Raw genomic sequence first — 17513 nt, 5'->3', positions numbered from 1 at the left:
CTGTTAACATTACAAAAAACGACTGGCAAAAACATTTGATTCTATATATTTGCCAATATAGTCCCCCTAGAAATGAATTTTATAAAAAAGACAAATATAATACAATTACTCCTGCTTATTTTAGTTTTGAGTGCTTGTAACCAAAAGAATAAAAAAGCAACACTTTCAGATGAAAAGCCAAAAGACACCATGCCTCACATGGAGCCTCCTACGAGAAAACTCCCTAAATTAACTTCTTCCTATATCAATGCTAAAAAGAATGCTATACAACATTTTTACAATAAAAACTGGCGTAACAATAGTATGAACGGTAGTTTTCTTGTGGCTCAAAATGGACAAATTATTTTCGAAAAATACGAAGGAATGGCCAATTTTAGGGACGAAAGACCTATAACTGCTACCACTCCACTTCATTTAGCCTCAGTAAGTAAAATTTTAACCGCATCGGCAATTTTAAAGTTAATAGACGCTAAGAAAATTGGTTTAGATCAAAAAGTAAATACCATTTTACGTAATTTCCCTTTCCCTGAAGTAACGGTAAAAATGCTTTTAAATCATCGTAGCGGCATGCGTAATTATGCCTATTTTACAGATAAAAAAGACGGAGTTTGGGACAGACATAATATTTTGACTAACAAAGATATTGTTCATTTAATGGCTACTAAAAATATTGGTCTTGAATCCAGAACAGGTACGCGTTTCGCCTATTGTAATACCAATTATGCCGTTTTGGCACTTATTATAGAAAAAGCGACAGGATTGAGCTATGAAAAAGCAATGAATCGTATGATTTTTAAACCACTGGGAATGAATCACACCTTTGTTTTTAATTATGACAGGGATAAGGACTCCATAGTTCCTTCTTATAAAGGCAATAAAGTAGAAATAGGAAAAGATTATCTTGATGCTGTTTATGGTGATAAAAATATTTATTCGACACCAAGAGATTTATTAAAATTTGATTTAGCCCGAAATTCACCTGGTTTTTTAAGCCCGAAATTACTAAAACTGGTTTATACCCCTTTTAGCAATGAGCATAAGGGCGAAAAAAATTATGGTCTTGGTATTCGAATGATTAACTGGTACACGGGACAAAATTTCTATTTTCATAACGGATGGTGGCATGGGAATACTTCTTCCTATATCACTTTATTAAAAGAACATGTAACCATTATTGCACTATCGAATAAGTTTACCACAAAGACCTATCAGGTTAGAAAATTAGCTCCGTTATTTGGCGATTATCCATTTAAATTAGACAGAGACGAAAAAGAGGAATAATTTTTGTACTAACAATAGCCTGATGAATAACAATAGTAAATTATAAAATTGTATATTCGCGCACTCAAATTTTATCGTTTGAGTTCAAAATAAACTGGGGTCGACTGGTTTTGACAGCAAGTCGAATTGAACAGTAAGCACGTCGAGCATTGAGACCTTGCTCGTAAATATAAGATCTTAAACTTTTACACGGCGAAAATAACTACGCTTTAGCTGCATAATCCGAATTATAGTACGATTGCGCCACGTCCCTACAAGGTAGGGAAGCTGGATTCTCCTTGAAAGCCTTGGTTTGTGGCGTTCAGTTCAGGGGAACCGTAAAAATAAACCTAGATTTCCATTAGCTTCGGATGGTTTTCGAAAATTAAGAAGCTAAGTAGTTTGTGGCTGTTTCTGGCCTGGCAAACTATCGAAAACTCAATCAGGAAATAAGCGTGTAGAAAGCTCTTTAGTTGCTTGTTTGGACCCGGGTTCGATTCCCGGCGACTCCACTTAAAACCTTGTAAACAATTGATTTACAAGGTTTTTTATTTTTAGTTGACAATTTAGTTGACAATAATTTATTTTAAATTGATACCATTCTTCAAATTAGAAAACCTAATAACAGTAATTTTACGCATCATTAGTTCTAATTTTTTATTTGTCAATCCATTTTTTTGTAAAGCGCTGATCATTTTAATTTATGATTTAAAAATAAATTCTAATTCTATAAAGTTTTTATTCTCAACTTTATAATGTTCTTTCATTTCTTCATACGAGTTATAGAAATCCTCTTTTGCTTCTTCAACTGTTTTACCTTCTCCAATAAGTCCGTAAGGTACGTTATCTGAGCTAATATAAGCTCCATAAGTACCATCTTTTCCTCTTTCAATAATAACATTTACTTTCATTAAATTTTTATTTAATATCATTAATCAAAAATATACCAAAAATTTACGACATGAAATAAGTAATAATAAGGATAGTAAAAATAACATACTATTCCTTATTTATTAATTTCAATTTGCCAATCCAAGTTGTTTATTTTGGTTTTTAGTTCTGTTAATTTAGAAATAATGGTTTCAAATGATGGTGAATCTCCATAAATCATTTGCTCTTGCATTGTTTTGTAATCTGCTTTCCAGGCTTCAATGATGTCAGTTGAAGGAATAGGATTGATTGTTTGTGGTTGGTGTAAATTATAGTCTATATCACCAACTTTAGTAAATTTAAAACGATGCTTTACAATTGTCTCATAGAGTTCTTTATTTTGTAATGCAGCATCAGCAAACTTAGTCTGTGATAGCTGATACACATCGTATAAATGACGGCTCAATCGTTCTACCCTAATTTTTTCTTTTGGCTTGCTAAATTCTTCATGAAGCAAAAATATTTTTTCCAAAAAAGTTCGCTCTGGATTCACAGTAGGTATTATACTTGCTGGTTGTGAGAAAATAGTATTTGGAAACTCGATGTCTAATAGTGAAACTATTTCCTGAGTGCTAAATGGTTCTCTTAATGAACGACATCCTATTTCTATTTGAACTCTTGGTTTAATATAACCCGGAGTATCAATACTATTTGGATAATATAGATTGATAATCACTGGATCTTGATCAGATTCAGTTGTTTTAATGATCTCCCATTTTAAATTTTGAAATCCTTTTTCGGTAAATGCATTCTGTAACTCTATAAAAAATGTCTCCGATATGTAGCTGTTTGCAGCCTTTCTTAAAGCGGTTATTTGTTTTTTAGTAAGTTCCCCTTCAAATCCCAGAAATTGTCTGTCTATGGCTAAATCGACATCTTCAGAGAAACGATCAATAAGATTCCAGGCTTTGCTTAAAGATGTTCCTCCTTTGAAAACCAAATGAGCTCCCACAGTCATTTCAAAAATAGTAGTAAGTGTTTGTACTACCCACCAGTCTTTTTCTACTGCAAATGGAGCTAATCCTTGTTTATTACTTACTTGTTGTAGTATAGTTGTCTTTTCAGTGATAGGAAGCGCATGAAAACTTAGTTTTGTCATTACAGTGCTTTTTGCATTATTTTTTTTATCCAAACTGGAGCTAATTGTATATCATGTAGTAAATTAGATCGATCTTCTCCTTCCAACAGTTCAATAATTTTCTTTTCTTCATTAATAGTGATTTTATCGATACCAATTTCTCTTAAAGCTTGGATTACTAAACTACTAATTTCTCCTTTAGCTAATAAGTTTTTAGGAGTGGTTTTTTTGAATCTAATAGTTCGTTTTCCTACTTTAATTATTCTCGGGGCACCATCTGTAAGGTAGACCAAGTTCAGAGGAACTTGTGTGCTTAAACCTAAAGCATTCAATGCATAAACTCCAGTGGGTACAATTTTCACTCTGTCTCTTTTAGCAATACCTTTAGCAACTTCTTCCGCTGAAGGCAATACCTCACCAATATATTGACTTATTATAGGCCGTACATAAATTCCTTGCGAGATTCGGGTAATTGTATTTTCTTTTTCAAGACGATGTAAAGCCAGACGAACTGCTTCTGAAGAACCAAAAGAATTGAAATCTTCCGGAAATATTAAAACACCTCTTGCTGTCTTTAAAATGTATTCTTTGATATTTTCGTGGATACTTTGCATTATCAGTATAGTTAAACATTTGTAACAAAAATAGTAAAAATTTGTTACAAAATGTAAAAATTTGTTACAAACTACTGCTGGTAATAATAGAATTATAAATAAATTGAATATGTTTAAAATTCAAACAATTAGTTTTATTCTACGCAAAAAATACGGTGATTAATCATCTTAATCACCGCATTGAATAAATCATAATAATAAAATTGGATTATACCTTTACTAATCCTTAAGCTGTTAATTGGTTGGGAATTTACATATACAAAATATTATTACTAAAGATCTTCGAGAAACTATTCATAAATTTAGTTTTTATAAAAGACAGTCTCAAATTATGTTTTTGACGGCTGCATTGGTAAAGTGGAATAGTGAATTTAAAGATTGTAGTTCTAAAACTTCCTTTGTTGTATTCTAACTGCATTTAAAATTGCCAACAATGCCACACCCACATCGGCAAAAACGGCTTCCCACATAGTTGCCAATCCACCGGCACCGAGAACAAGAACAATTGCTTTTACGCCAAATGCTAATCCAATATTTTGATAAACAATTTGTTTGGTCTTTTTTCCAATATTTATCGCTGTGAAAATCTTTGTTGGCTGATCATTTTGAATGACAATATCAGCGGTTTCAATAGTGGCATCACTACCTAACCCACCCATTGCAATTCCTGCATCGGCAAGGGCAACTACAGGGGCATCGTTTACACCATCGCCAACGAAAGCAATATGTAGATGCTCTTTTTTGAGTGCTTCTACTTTCTGAACTTTGTTTTCAGGTAACAAATCTCCATAGGCTTGATCGATGTTCAATTCTTTAGCAACAGCATCAACAACGGCTTGTTTATCGCCTGAAAGCATTACGGTTTTGACGTTTATTTTGTGTAAACTTTTTATAGCTTGTTTTGCATCTTCTTTGATTTCATCGGCAATTAGAAAATATCCCGCATATTTTTGATTGATGGCAATAACGATTATTGTAAATGGCGTATTTTCAATTTCTGCGTTGTAACTGATATTGAATTTCTTCATCAATTTTACATTTCCTGCCAAGATTTCGTTTCCATCTACTTTTCCTTTTAGTCCGTGTCCTGCTATTTCTTCGACATCAGTAACAGATATATTTTTTTCAGCACCTTTGGCATATTCCATAATAGCGGTTCCCACGGGATGGGTTGATTTGGTTTCGAGTGCCGATGCATATTTAACTAAATCATCTTCTGAAACATCAACGGCTACTACTTTTTGAACTTTGAAAACACCTTTGGTTAGTGTTCCTGTTTTATCCATTACGACTACTTGAATATTTGCCATTATATCGAGAAAACTTGAACCTTTGACTAAAATTCCGTTTTTACTCGCTGCGCCAATTCCTCCGAAATAGCCCAATGGAATTGAAATTACCAATGCGCAAGGACAAGAAATAACCAAGAAAATCAATGCCCTGTATAACCAATCGGCGAAAATGTAATTCTCGACAAACAGCATTGGAATTAAACAAATTCCGATTGCCAAAAACACTACTATTGGCGTATATATTTTAGCAAATTTTCGAATAAATAGTTCCGTTGGAGCTTTTTTAGCTGTGGCTTCCTGAACCATTTCTAAAATTTTTGAGAGCTTACTATCAGAATAAGCCGTTGTAACTTCCACCTGAACAACAGTATTTAGGTTAATCATTCCGGCAAGAACGGTTTCTCCTTTTTGTTTCGTATCAGGTTTACTCTCACCTGTTAGCGCTGCGGTATTTAAAGAGGCACTGTCTGAAAGCAATTTTCCGTCAAGTGCCAGTTTTTCTCCAGGGCGCAATTGAATAATTTCTCCAATGTTAATTTCAGATGCTTTTTTTGAAATGGTATTTTCACCTTGAATTACTGTAGCAGTATCAGGTCTTTGATCCAATAATAATTTGATGTTATTTTTTGCTCTTTGAACGGCTAGCATTTGAAATACTTCGCCAACGGAATAAAACAGCATTACAGCAACTCCTTCAGGATATTCGCCTATAGCAAATGCCCCAATAGTTGCAATTCCCATTAATAAAAATTCTGAAAATATTTCGCCTTTGCGAATGCTTTCAAAAGCTTCTTTTATCACTGGAAAACCCACTGGTATATACGCTACTATATACCAAGCAATACGTGTCCAGCCAGTGAACCATGATTGAGTAAAATAATTGTCCAAACCAATTGCAATTAGTAATAATACAAAACTAATTATAGCCGGTACAAACATTTGAAAGGTAGATTTACTTTCAGTTGAATTTTTGTGATCATTATCATCAGAATGATTTTCAGGATTATTCTCAGTACAAGAACATCCAGTTTGTCTGTCGTTTTTTTGATTTGTTTTTTCTTCCAATGTGCAACAAAGCTGCTTGCCGTTTGCATCGTATTTGTGTTGATGTTTCATTTTTTATTATTTTATTTTCTAGGTATAAAGAGAATAATTGCAATGCCAACAATTATAATAGCTGTTCCAATTAAGTCGTATTTATCTGGTTTAAAATTATCAATCTTCCACGCCCATAGTAAAGCCATTACGATGAAAATTCCACCATAAACTACATAAGCTTTTCCAAAAGAAGCGGTTTGTAAAGTCATTACATATCCATACAAAGTAAGTATTATTGCTCCAATAATGCCATACCAAATCGATTTTTCTTCTTTCAGCCAAAGCCAAACGAGATAGCCTCCACCGATTTCACATAAACCCGCAAGGATAAAAAATACTATTGTTTTTATAAATGGAATCATACTTACTTTTATTTTGAGATATTAATGTTCGTGTTCTCCGCCACCTTTCATAGCAGAAAGTAGATAAAACGCTCCTTTAATCACAATTTTTGCATTGGTTGGAATTGCTTCTACAAATTTTACTTCGGTATAGCCTAAATCGGTTGTTCCGGGTATAACTTCTATTGCCTTGAAATGTATTTCATTGTATCCTTCTTCCACGCCAACAGCTTCTTCAGCATGTGCTTCGCCTTCTTTGTGTTCGTGTGCTTCTGCTTTTTTAGCTGTGGCTTTTTCTTCGTGTTCCTCTTGAATATAAACAAAGTATTTATCTCCATTTTTTACAACAGCATCTTTGGGTAATGCAGGAACGGTTGCATTTTTAATATTGATATTGGCAGAAACATACATTCCGGAAATTAAATCTTTGGAATCAGCCGGATTAATTTTGGCGTGAACGGCGACGGTTTTGCTTTCGTTTGAAAAGGATTTATTGATGCCGAATATTTTTCCCTTGATGGATTTGTTTCCTTGGTTTGTCAAAATAAAATCGATAGTTTGCCCAACAGAAATAGTACCCAAGTCTTTTTCATAGACATTCAAATCTAAGTGCATTTGGCTATTATCAACCACTTCAAAAAGCGTTACTCCTGTTTCGGCAAATGCTCCTTTGGCAATACTTATTTTTCCAACATAACCGGATATAGGAGAAACTATTGGCACTAAACTTGAGCCGCTTGTAGTCATATTCAAGGCTTGTAATTTGTTTTTTGCAGCCTGTGCCCTTGCTCTTTCAACAGCTAGTTTTGCTTTCACTTCCTGAAGTACTTTTCTAGGATTTACTTCTTCGTCGCTCAATGTTTTCTGGCGATTGTATTCTAATTGCAAGTATTCAATATTAGCAATAGCCGAATTATAATCTTCCTGCATTTCAACCACTTCCAGATTTTTAATTGTTGCCAATACCTTTCCTTTGTTTACATACGTACCTTCAAGTACTAAAATATCCTTAACCGTTCCACCAATTAAGGTTGAAATATTAGCCATATTTTGTGGTGGAACAGTGGTGTATCCATTGGCTTTTATTACTAAATTCAGATTTCTGTTTTCTAAAGCCCCGGTTTCTATACCAACTGTTTTGAACTGTACAGCAGTTAATGCGACTTCATTTTCTGACTTTTCTTCTTCGTGACCTGCTTCTTCAGTTTTTTTATCAGCACAAGAATTTAGAGTAAAGAGAATAGAAAATAGAATAAAGAGGTTGAAGAAATAACCTAGTTTATTATTTTGTTTTAATAATATATTTTTCATCGTGAGAAATTTTATTTGTTAGAAATGGATGGGAATTGCAATTGAATTGCACTTTGATTATAAGCATTCGTAGCTTCGACATTTTGTTTTTTGATGTCGATAGCCTGATTTAAAAAACTAATGTATGTCCAATAACTCATATCGCCGTTTGCATAACTCTTTTGAGCCGTTGCAATGATTTGTTCTGCATATAGCAACCCTTCATTTTGAAAATATTCTAATGCTTTTTGTTGCTTATCGAAATTGTTTTTTAATTCCTGCATTTGTAATTTCAAAGCTAATTTATTTTTGTCCAATTCTAATTGTGCTTGCGAAATACTAATGGATGAAGCTTTAGCTTTGGCTGAGTTTACACCTCCAAATACAGGGATTTGTAAACCCGCTGTAAATCCTTGAAAATAAGATTTGGTATCAATTGTTTGTCCAAAATACCCCAAACCTAATTTTGGTGTTCGCAATGCTTTAAACGTTTTGGCTTCTTTTTCATAGACTGAAATTTGCTGTGAATAATAATCCGTTACTAAAGTCTCGACTTTTGACTGGATTTCATTGTTTTTAATTAAGTACTGCAATGCTGTTGTACTATCTGGAATAATATTGTCTTCTGTTTGAATAAAAAACTGCAATTGTTTTTGATAAATAGCCAAATCAAATTCGAGTTGCGCTTGTTGTGTTTCTATTTCTTTTGACTTTGCTTTGGCACTGATCACTTCAATTTTGCCGCTTTCGCCTGTTTCAAAACGAAGTTCCGCATTTTTTAGGAATTTCGAATAAATGGCTAACAAATCTGTGTTTAATTTTTGAATAGAAACGCCATACAAATATTGATAGTAGGCGATTGTTACTGCTTTTTCAATCTCATATTCGGATAAAGCTTTTCGTTTTTCGGCTAGTTTTACCAATTCTTCCTGCAATTGTCGGTTGGCTTTTGTAATGCTACCAATGGGAAAATACTGTTGTATCGAAACATTGTGGTCATAATCGACACTATTGAATTGTCCGCCCTGATATTGTACTTGCAATGGGTCGGCTTGAAATGCTGTCTTTTTAAGAACCGTTTGTTTCTCAATTTCCTTATCAGCAATTTTTAAATCGATGTTATTGGTTTTTGCCATTTGGATGGCTTTTTGTAATGAAACAGGCTGACTATTTTGGGAGAATGCCACGCAGCTAATCAGTAGAAACCAAATGGTTACAAAAGGCTGTCTTTTTTTAATTTTTTTAATTTTCATACCGTTTTCAAATAGTAAATACAGAATAGGCAAAACTATTAATGTTAGTAATGTAGCTGATAATAATCCGCCAATAACAACTGTTGCCAATGGTTTTTGAACTTCAGCTCCACCGCTTGTCGATAATGCCATTGGCAAAAATCCTAAAGAAGCTACGGCAGCTGTCATTAAAACAGGGCGTAAACGTGTTTTAGTACCCATTAAAACTCTTTGCAAGGGATCGGTTATTCCTTCTGCTTTCAATTGATTGAAACACGAAATCAATACAATTCCGTTTAATACTGCAATACCAAATAAGGCTATAAAGCCAATTCCTGCCGAAATACTAAAAGGCATCCCTCGCATCCACAGCGCAAAAACACCACCAATAGCGGACAATGGGATAGCGGTAAATATCAGTCCTGCCTGTTTGAAACTATTGAAAGTAAAAAACAACAAAATAACTATTAATCCTAACGCAATAGGTACAGCTACCGAAAGTCTTTTGGTAGCTTCAATTAAGTTTTCGAACTGTCCGCCATAGGTGACATAATACCCTGCGGGAAGTTTGAAATCTTTGTCTAATTTTTGTTGAATTTCTTCTACGACGCTTTTTATATCCCGACCACGAACGTTTAATCCAACTGTAATTCTACGTTTACCATTCTCACGAGAAACCTGAACTGGACCTTGCTCATAAGAAACCGTTGCTACTTGCGAAAGTGGTACTTGTTGTCCGTTTGGCAGTGGAACAAATAGATTACTCACATCCGTAATATCTGTACGATGAGCAGTATCCATTCGCACTACTACATCAAAACGTTTGCTTTCTTCGTAGATTTTACCGGCACTTTCTCCTGCAAATGAGGAACGGATAATTTGGTTAATATCCGTAATATTCAAACCATACAAGGCAATTTTATTGTAATCGTATTTTATAGTAATTTGGGGTAAACCTGTTACTTTATCTGCTTTTAAATCGCCAACACCTTCAATTTTATTGACTTTACCAATTAATTCTTTAGCTTTAGCATCCAAGATTTCTAAATCATCCCCGAATATTTTGATGGCAATATCACTTCGGCTTCCTGTCATCAATTCATTGAAACGCATTTGAATTGGCTGTGAAATTTCGATATTAGCACCTGGAATAGCTTCCATTGCAGACTTCATTGCATTGGCTAAATCTTCCCAATTATCGTAATCTCCAGTCCATTCGCTTTTATCTTTAAGCACAATAATTAAATCGCCACTTTCTATCGGCATTGGGTCGGTGGGAATTTCACCACTTCCAATTTTGGTAACTATAGTTTTAATTTCCGGGAATTTTGCTTTTAGAATTTTTTCATATTCCGTGGTTGTTTTAACCATTTGCGAAAGCGAACTACCTGTCATAATAGTAGCATTAATTGCTAAATCACCTTCCTCAATAGTAGGGATAAATTCTCCACCCATATTTTGAAAAATTACTATTGCCAATACAAATAATCCCAGTGAAATTGCCAAAACAGTTTTTTTGAAACGCAGTGCTTTTTCTAAAAATGGGGTATATATTCCTTCGAACCAAGCCATCATCCTATCACTGAAATTTGATTTGTGTTCCGTGTTTTTTGACAAGAACATTGCGCTCATCATTGGCACATAGGTTAATGATAAAACAAATGCTCCAATCACTGCAAACCCTACTGTCATTGCCATTGGGCGAAACATTTTTCCTTCTGTTCCCACTAATGCCAAAATTGGCAAATACACAATTAAGATAATAATTTCTCCAAAGGCGGCACTATTTCTAATCTTGGAAGCCGATTGATATACCTCGTCATCCATTTCTGCTTGGGTTAAATCTTTTTTCCTTTTTAATTTATGTAAATGGTGCATTGTGGCTTCAACAATAATTACTGCTCCATCGACAATAATTCCAAAATCAATTGCTCCTAAACTCATTAAGTTTCCACTTACGCCGAAATAATTCATTAGAATTACTGCAAAAAGCATTGATAATGGAATAACAGATGCTACAATTAATCCTGCACGAAGATTTCCCAGAAATAAGATCAGGACAAAAATTACAATTAACGCTCCTTCGAGTAAATTTTTGGTTACTGTTCCAATAGCACTTTCAACCAATTTTCCTCTATCAATAAAGGCTTCGGCAACAACTCCTTCGGGTAAGCTTTTGTTGATTTGAATCATTTTTTCTTTTACTCTATCAACAACTGCACTTGAATTTTCTCCTTTTAGCATTAAGGCTAAACCAGAAACTATTTCACCTTTACCGTCTTTAGTAGATGCCCCATAACGCAATGCAATGCCTTCTCTAACTTCGGCTACATTTCGAACTAAAATTGGGGCACCGTTTTTATTAGCAACAACTATATTTTCTAAATCTTTGATACCTGTTGCCATACCAACACCCCGAATGAAATAAGCATATTGATCTTTCTCAATATAAGCTCCACCTGTATTTTGATTATTTTTTTCTAAAGCATCAAAAATATCAGTAATGGTTATTCCTAAACTATTTAGTTTATTTGGATTAATAGCTACTTCGTATTGCTTTAATTTTCCACCCCAAGTACTAACTTCGGCAACTCCTTCGACTCCTTGTAATTGAGGAATGATAATCCAATCTTGGATAGTTCGCAATTTTATTGCATCGTACTTGTCTTCATAACCTTTTTTGGCATATACATCATATTGGTATATTTCTCCTAGACCTGTAGAAATTGGTGCCAATTCTGGTGAACCTGCATAAGATGGAATATTCTCTTTGGCCTGGTCAAGGCGTTGAAAAATTTGTTGACGAGCCCAATAAATATCTACATCGTCTTTAAACACCACCGTAACAACAGAAAGTCCAAAACGTGAAATACTTCGTAATTCGATTATTTTAGGAATTGTTTTTACAGCTTGTTCGAGTGGATAAGTGATTAATTGTTCTACTTCCTGACTTGCCAAAGTAGGTGCTGTGGTAATAATTTGCACCTGATTATTGGTAACGTCCGGTAAGGCATCCAGCGGTAAATTTTTAATAGAATAACTTCCCCAAGCGATTAGTACAAGGGTAAATAAGAGTATAATGAACTTGTTCTTTATACTAAATTGTATGATTTTATCTAACATTGAAAATAGTAGTAATGAATTAGAAATAAGCAAATAAATATTTGCCATTATTTGTGAAAAAGTCACAACTTTCTAACCCCGCCAAAATGGGCGGGGTATCATTATACTATTTGAGGTGGTTGCCAAATACTTCCGTAGAAATTGGAATAAAAAACAGATTTATAATATGGCTCTTTGGATTTTATAACTGTAGAAATTACAGGAAAATCATAACTGATAGCGGGAAAATAACTCAAAACCTGTGCACCGCAGCAATTACAAATGCAGAAAGGAGAACACAAATCTTTGCTTTTATCGTGTGAATGGTTATCATGTTCAGCCTGATGCACATTTAAAGAATGTACAGCACTATTTACTTCCATATCAGCACAAGGCATAGATGCCAAGGCTATTAAATAAATTGATAATATAATATTAAACCATTTCACGAGTGTAAAATTAAGAATTTAATTTTAAACATTTAAAATTAAATCTTTACTAATTGATTTATTATTCTAAAAAAATATTTAGTTTTGTCTAAAAATAAAAACCAATGATAACGAAAAATATTTTTAAACAATTATTCCTTTTGATATTAGTATCGATGGTTGTAATATCCTGCGAACCAACTTATACAGAAATTCCTGCTAATGAAGAAGTTTTAGATGGTACTGTAGAAGGGTTATCACATGAGGAATCAGCCCGTTTTTTGAGAGGTGATGTCGCATTTAACGAGGTTTTTACCCGCGAAACAGGACTTGGACCTATATTTGTTGCAACAAGCTGCATTAGCTGTCATGCAGGTGACGGTAAAGGACACCCTTCTACCACACTTACCCGTTTTGGACAAATTGATGAAACTGGAAACTTATTTCTACATCAGGGAGCACCACAATTACAAAACAGAGGATTACCAGGATTCATACCTGAACAAATTCCTGCTGGCGCAACTTTTGCAAAATTTACTCCACCTGCAAATACCGGTTTAGGTTTTATTGAATTTGTTACAGATGCTGATATTTTAGCAATGGCAGATCCGAATGATAGTGATGGTGATGGAATATCAGGTGTCCCAAGCTGGATAGATATCCCTGATTTTGTAATACCTGCATCAAATGCAATTTCTCAAAACGGGAAATACATAGGGCGTTATGGTAAAAAAGCGGCAGCTCATAGTTTGTTACATCAAACAGCAAATGCCTACAATCAAGATATGGGGATAACATCTGTATTCAGACCTATTGATACGTACACTAATTTGGAAATTGACCCTGAAGTTTCCACAAGTACTATAAATGATGTTGTTTTTTATCTGCAAACATTAAAAGCCCCTATTCAACGTAATCAAAATGATGCTGTTGTAAACCAGGGCGCAGCCATTTTTAATCAAATCAATTGTACAGGTTGTCATAAATCGGAATTGAAAACAGGTTATTCACCTATTAAAGCCCTTTCATATAAAACCTTTGCTCCTTATACCGATTTATTATTGCATGATATGGGAAGTGGTTTAGACGATGGTTACACCGAAGGAAGTGCAAAAACACATGAATGGAGAACCCCGCCTTTATGGGGAATAGGACTTTCTGAAGGTTCACAGGGAGGAAGCTATTTTCTGATGCATGACGGAAGAGCAAAAACTATTGAAGAAGCTATTTTAATGCATGGTGGTGAAGCTACTAACAGCAAAACAAATTATTTAAAACTTTCTCAATCGGAAAAAGAGGCATTAATGAAATTTATAAAATCATTGTAATTATGAACAGAAAAGAATTTTTAAAAACATGTGGTTTTGGCTGTTTAGCTGGAATTTCTGCCGTTACCCTTTTACAAAGCTGTAGTTCTTCCCGAATTTTGGAAAAAGAAATTATCGATTCTGATATTCTGGTTCCATTAACTGATTTTGTAATAAACAACAACAAAACAACCAAATATAGAAAATACTTAATTATTCAAAACGAGAAACTCCAATATCCTATTTGTGTGTATCGTTTTGACGAGAATAATTACAGTGCCCTATTAATGCAATGCACTCATCAAGGAGCTGAATTGCAGGTTTTTGGAGACAAATTACAATGTTCGGCACACGGGAGTGAATTTAGTAACAAAGGAAATGTTGAAAATGGTCCTGCTGACAGAAATTTAAGAAACTTCCCCATTACAATAGACAACAACACCCTTAAAATATCATTAAAATGAGATTAAAATTCCTTTATATAACATTTTTATTTTCTCTAAATTTCTATTCACAAATAGACCCTAGTTTACTAAAAAGAACCCAAAAAGAGAGTGCAAAACCGACGTTGAATATGGATGCGGTTTACAATCGTCCTTTTTTAAATATTGAGAAAACACCCATAGCTGTTGGAGGTTATCTAGAAGCTAATTGGCAACATCTTTACACTGATGGTGTTTCCGAAGGACATCAATTTCAGGCCAGACGATTAACCGTATTTATGTCATCGGCAATCAGTAAACGTGTGAAGTTCTTGAGCGAAATCGAATTTGAAGATGGCGGAAAAGAAATCGCCATAGAATTCGCCTCTGTTGATGTTGAATTTCATCCCTTGGTTAATTTTAGAGGAGGAATAATCATGAACCCTATTGGGGCTTTCAATCAGAATCACGATGGGCCAAAATGGGAATTTACCGACAGACCTATTTCAGCAACACAAATGTTACCGAGTACTTTTAGTAATGTCGGAGTAGGGCTTTTTGGCAAAAAATACTCGAATAATTGGATGCTTGGATATGAAGCTTATCTTTCTGGAAGTTTCGATAATTCGATAATTGAAAACATAGAAAACAAGACTTTTCTTCCAGCAGCAAAAAACAACCCGGATCGTTTTGAAGAAATAAATAGTGGAACACCTTTGTTTACAGGAAAAATAGCTATTCGAAATCTAAAAATTGGAGAGTTGGGACTATCTTATATGGGAGGTGTTTATAATAAATACCAAGATGAAGGTATAATTATCGACGAAAAAAGACGTGTTGATGTTTTTGCAATAGACTTCAACACTACTTTGCCAAAAGTAAAAACATTTATAACAGGTGAATGTGCATGGATTAAGGTAGATGTTCCTAGCACCTATGGACAGCAATTTGGTAACAAACAATTTGGAGGATTTGTGGACATTGTTCAACCTTTATTGAAAAAAAATATTTTAGGCTGGGAAAATTCTGTATTGAACCTTGCCTGCCGATTGGAATATGTTGACTGGAATGTTGGACGTTTTAATGAAACTGGTGAAAACATCGGAGAAGATATCTGGAGTGTAATGCCTGCTTTAAGTTTCCGCCCAACTGCTCAAACTGTTTTTAGATTAAATTACCGTTTTCAAAAACAACAGGATATTTTAGGAAATCCTCCTGCAACTACCGATGGATTCAGCCTTGGGGTTTCGACTTATTTTTAGAAAGTATTAATTCTTATAAATTAATGCTTTTTTAAAATCTAATGAATTCTTTGTAATAATCACATACTTTATTTTAAGTATCAATTTATAAATTATTATTTTTAACTTTAAGTAAAATAAACTGTCAATCTAATCTATAATCATTAACTATTTTAAGAGTAAATTATGTTAGAAAACCCGAAAAAAAACAAAATTGAGTTTAATGAAAATTACAAAGTAATGATATTACATTCTTCGTATTACAAAGCATTAGTTAACCATATTAAAGAATCGTATCCTTTAGTGTATCAAGGTTTGTGTTTTCATTCTCTTTTGGAACAATATGTAGAACCTAAAATAGTTGGAATTGTAAAATTAGAGATTGAATACAGAAAGCAAAATTATCCTCTTAGCGGATGCACAGAACTAGCTTATAAAGGTATTTACGATTTAATCAATGATGAACTTGAAGAACATGAAACAGAAGAATATTTAAAACAATTTGATTTAGATATAAACCCTGTTATTGATACAGAGTTTTTGGCTTAAATTATACTATTATAAAATGAAATATAATTTATTTTATTAAAATAAATTATTAAGAAAAATATAAAAAATTAGTTTGTTTTACAAACATCCACTTTGTTATCTAAGCTTTTTTCTTTTCTTCTTGTCAGTTTGTTGATCATCGAGAGAACTATAGGTAGCTTGTAAGGAATTGTACTTAAAGCCTCGAAAAAAGTGCCAACAGCCCCATTATTAGGCTGTGATTCAACAACAAATAGTTTTTGTTCTATAGTATTTTTTGAGATATCTTCTGTGCGATAAGTTATATTCTTGTTTCGCTTTTCATCATCTTCTAATAAGTTTAATAAATCTTTAGTTTTAAGTTTGATTTCTGAAGCAGAATAGGTATATTCTGTATGAATATCTTTAAATAAAAGTCCATAAATAGCATCTAAATTATCTCTGGTTTGAGTTCCTTTAGTGATTAAATGAATGCCTTTTTTCTTAAGACTTGTTGCTAAAGTACTTGTTTTTAATAGGTGATTGCTGAATTTTTAATTTCTGATTTTCATAAATCATTTTACAATTCGTAAATTTGTCAAACAAACAAGCGTAAGCTATCGTATTGGTTAACTGAAATTGCGACCTTCATTTGACAACCAATTTATGATAGACTTACGCCCGTGCCTTATACGGGCGTGGGCTAAGTCTTTCTGGTTGTCAGGCCGTCGCAAGCCTCAGTTAAGATTGATCTTTAGTTTCACGCCTTTTTTTAACTTCAAATAAGGCACAATGAAAAAGTTAACACTGCTATATTCTTGTAAAATCATTAAACCACATAAATAATGGAAATCAAAGAATTTTACAAACCAATTACATCATTAGTCAATCTAATTCTAACAGGGGAGAAAGAAATTACTGTAAATAATGATCCAATCATTGTTATTCAAGAATTTGTAGATGCCATCTCTGAGTATAATAGAGATACTTATAATTTATATTTTTTAAATAGGATTGAAAGTTTTCTAGAAACTTGTAATAATGATGATCGATTTGATTTACTCAAATTTTATCAGGAAAACGATGTATTACTAATTGGAGCATCAATCTTGAATGAACAACTTGCTGATTCGGCAAAATTAGAGGGAAAGGATTTCTCAGAGATACTAAATTCTATGTTTTCTGATTATATTGTCAATAAAGAAGCGCATCCAATACTTTGTTTTGCAATATATTTTTATGTAGAAAATTTATCCAAAATTAATATTGTTAATGGAATGCTATCAAGAAAAGAATATCAGAAAGCAATAAAATTCAATTCGATTGAAAGAGATATTAAAGATGTTTATGCTATTTAAAACCCTTACGCAT

General features: G+C 33.5%; 14 protein-coding genes and 1 other RNA gene. 7 read left to right on the top strand and 8 right to left on the bottom strand.

What is annotated here, in order from left to right:
• Positions 1-72: 72 nt before the first annotated feature.
• A complete protein-coding gene (locus BUB89_RS12780; RefSeq protein WP_073245675.1) occupies positions 73-1281 on the top strand; it encodes a serine hydrolase domain-containing protein in 1209 nt (402 codons plus the stop codon).
• Positions 1282-1377: 96 nt separating this feature from the next.
• Positions 1378-1775, top strand: a transfer-messenger RNA (tmRNA) gene (ssrA, locus tag BUB89_RS12775).
• Positions 1776-1961: 186 nt separating this feature from the next.
• Here ssrA and BUB89_RS12770 read toward each other — a convergent pair.
• The 8 genes from BUB89_RS12770 to BUB89_RS12735 all read right to left on the bottom strand — a co-directional run bounded on the left by BUB89_RS12770 (position 1962) and on the right by BUB89_RS12735 (position 12686).
• Positions 1962-2171: a hypothetical protein gene (locus tag BUB89_RS12770; protein ID WP_141384453.1), complete on the bottom strand. Its 210-nt coding sequence runs from the start codon at positions 2169-2171 to the stop codon at positions 1962-1964.
• Between the two features lie 95 nt (positions 2172-2266).
• The gene (locus BUB89_RS12765; RefSeq protein ID WP_073245798.1) at positions 2267-3289 is read right to left on the bottom strand and encodes a nucleotidyl transferase AbiEii/AbiGii toxin family protein; all 1023 of its coding nucleotides are present in this window, start codon (positions 3287-3289) and stop codon (positions 2267-2269) included.
• Positions 3289-3882 (bottom strand): DUF6088 family protein, encoded by a 594-nt coding sequence (locus tag BUB89_RS12760; protein ID WP_073245673.1) that lies wholly within the window; start codon positions 3880-3882, stop codon positions 3289-3291. Before BUB89_RS12760 ends, BUB89_RS12765 begins: the two co-directional genes overlap by 1 nt.
• Before the next feature lie 386 nt (positions 3883-4268).
• Complete coding sequence (locus tag BUB89_RS12755) at positions 4269-6290, bottom strand: heavy metal translocating P-type ATPase (protein ID WP_073245672.1); 2022 nt, start codon at positions 6288-6290, stop codon at positions 4269-4271.
• A gap of 11 nt (positions 6291-6301) precedes the next feature.
• Positions 6302-6634, bottom strand: coding sequence for a YnfA family protein (locus BUB89_RS12750; RefSeq protein WP_073245670.1), 333 nt, complete (start codon positions 6632-6634; stop codon positions 6302-6304).
• A gap of 21 nt (positions 6635-6655) precedes the next feature.
• Entirely contained in the window at positions 6656-7924 is a 1269-nt protein-coding gene (locus BUB89_RS12745; RefSeq protein WP_073245668.1) for an efflux RND transporter periplasmic adaptor subunit, read from the bottom strand.
• 11 nt (positions 7925-7935) lie between these two features.
• Positions 7936-12258: a CusA/CzcA family heavy metal efflux RND transporter gene (locus BUB89_RS12740; RefSeq protein ID WP_073245666.1), complete on the bottom strand. Its 4323-nt coding sequence runs from the start codon at positions 12256-12258 to the stop codon at positions 7936-7938.
• Between the two features lie 101 nt (positions 12259-12359).
• Positions 12360-12686 (bottom strand): DUF6660 family protein, encoded by a 327-nt coding sequence (locus tag BUB89_RS12735; RefSeq protein ID WP_141384455.1) that lies wholly within the window; start codon positions 12684-12686, stop codon positions 12360-12362.
• A 104-nt stretch (positions 12687-12790) separates the two neighbouring features.
• On the opposite strand from BUB89_RS12735, the gene BUB89_RS12730 reads away from it, so the two are divergent.
• From BUB89_RS12730 to BUB89_RS12710, 5 genes are all read left to right on the top strand, one after another.
• Complete coding sequence (locus tag BUB89_RS12730) at positions 12791-13993, top strand: di-heme oxidoredictase family protein (protein WP_073245663.1); 1203 nt, start codon at positions 12791-12793, stop codon at positions 13991-13993.
• 2 nt (positions 13994-13995) lie between these two features.
• Entirely contained in the window at positions 13996-14436 is a 441-nt protein-coding gene (locus BUB89_RS12725) for a QcrA and Rieske domain-containing protein (RefSeq protein WP_073245661.1), read from the top strand.
• Positions 14433-15656, top strand: coding sequence for a hypothetical protein (locus tag BUB89_RS12720; protein ID WP_073245659.1), 1224 nt, complete (start codon positions 14433-14435; stop codon positions 15654-15656). Before BUB89_RS12725 ends, BUB89_RS12720 begins: the two co-directional genes overlap by 4 nt.
• A 219-nt stretch (positions 15657-15875) precedes the next feature.
• Positions 15876-16184, top strand: coding sequence for a hypothetical protein (locus tag BUB89_RS12715; RefSeq protein ID WP_141384457.1), 309 nt, complete (start codon positions 15876-15878; stop codon positions 16182-16184).
• A gap of 803 nt (positions 16185-16987) precedes the next feature.
• Positions 16988-17500 (top strand): hypothetical protein, encoded by a 513-nt coding sequence (locus tag BUB89_RS12710; protein ID WP_073245655.1) that lies wholly within the window; start codon positions 16988-16990, stop codon positions 17498-17500.
• Positions 17501-17513: the final 13 nt, after the last annotated feature.

Origin of the sequence: Flavobacterium flevense (genome assembly GCF_900142775.1) — a bacterium.
Lineage (GTDB): Bacteria > Bacteroidota > Bacteroidia > Flavobacteriales > Flavobacteriaceae > Flavobacterium > Flavobacterium flevense.
Note: the sequence above shows the minus strand (reverse complement) of the source record. Positions and strands in the feature narration are given on the sequence as shown.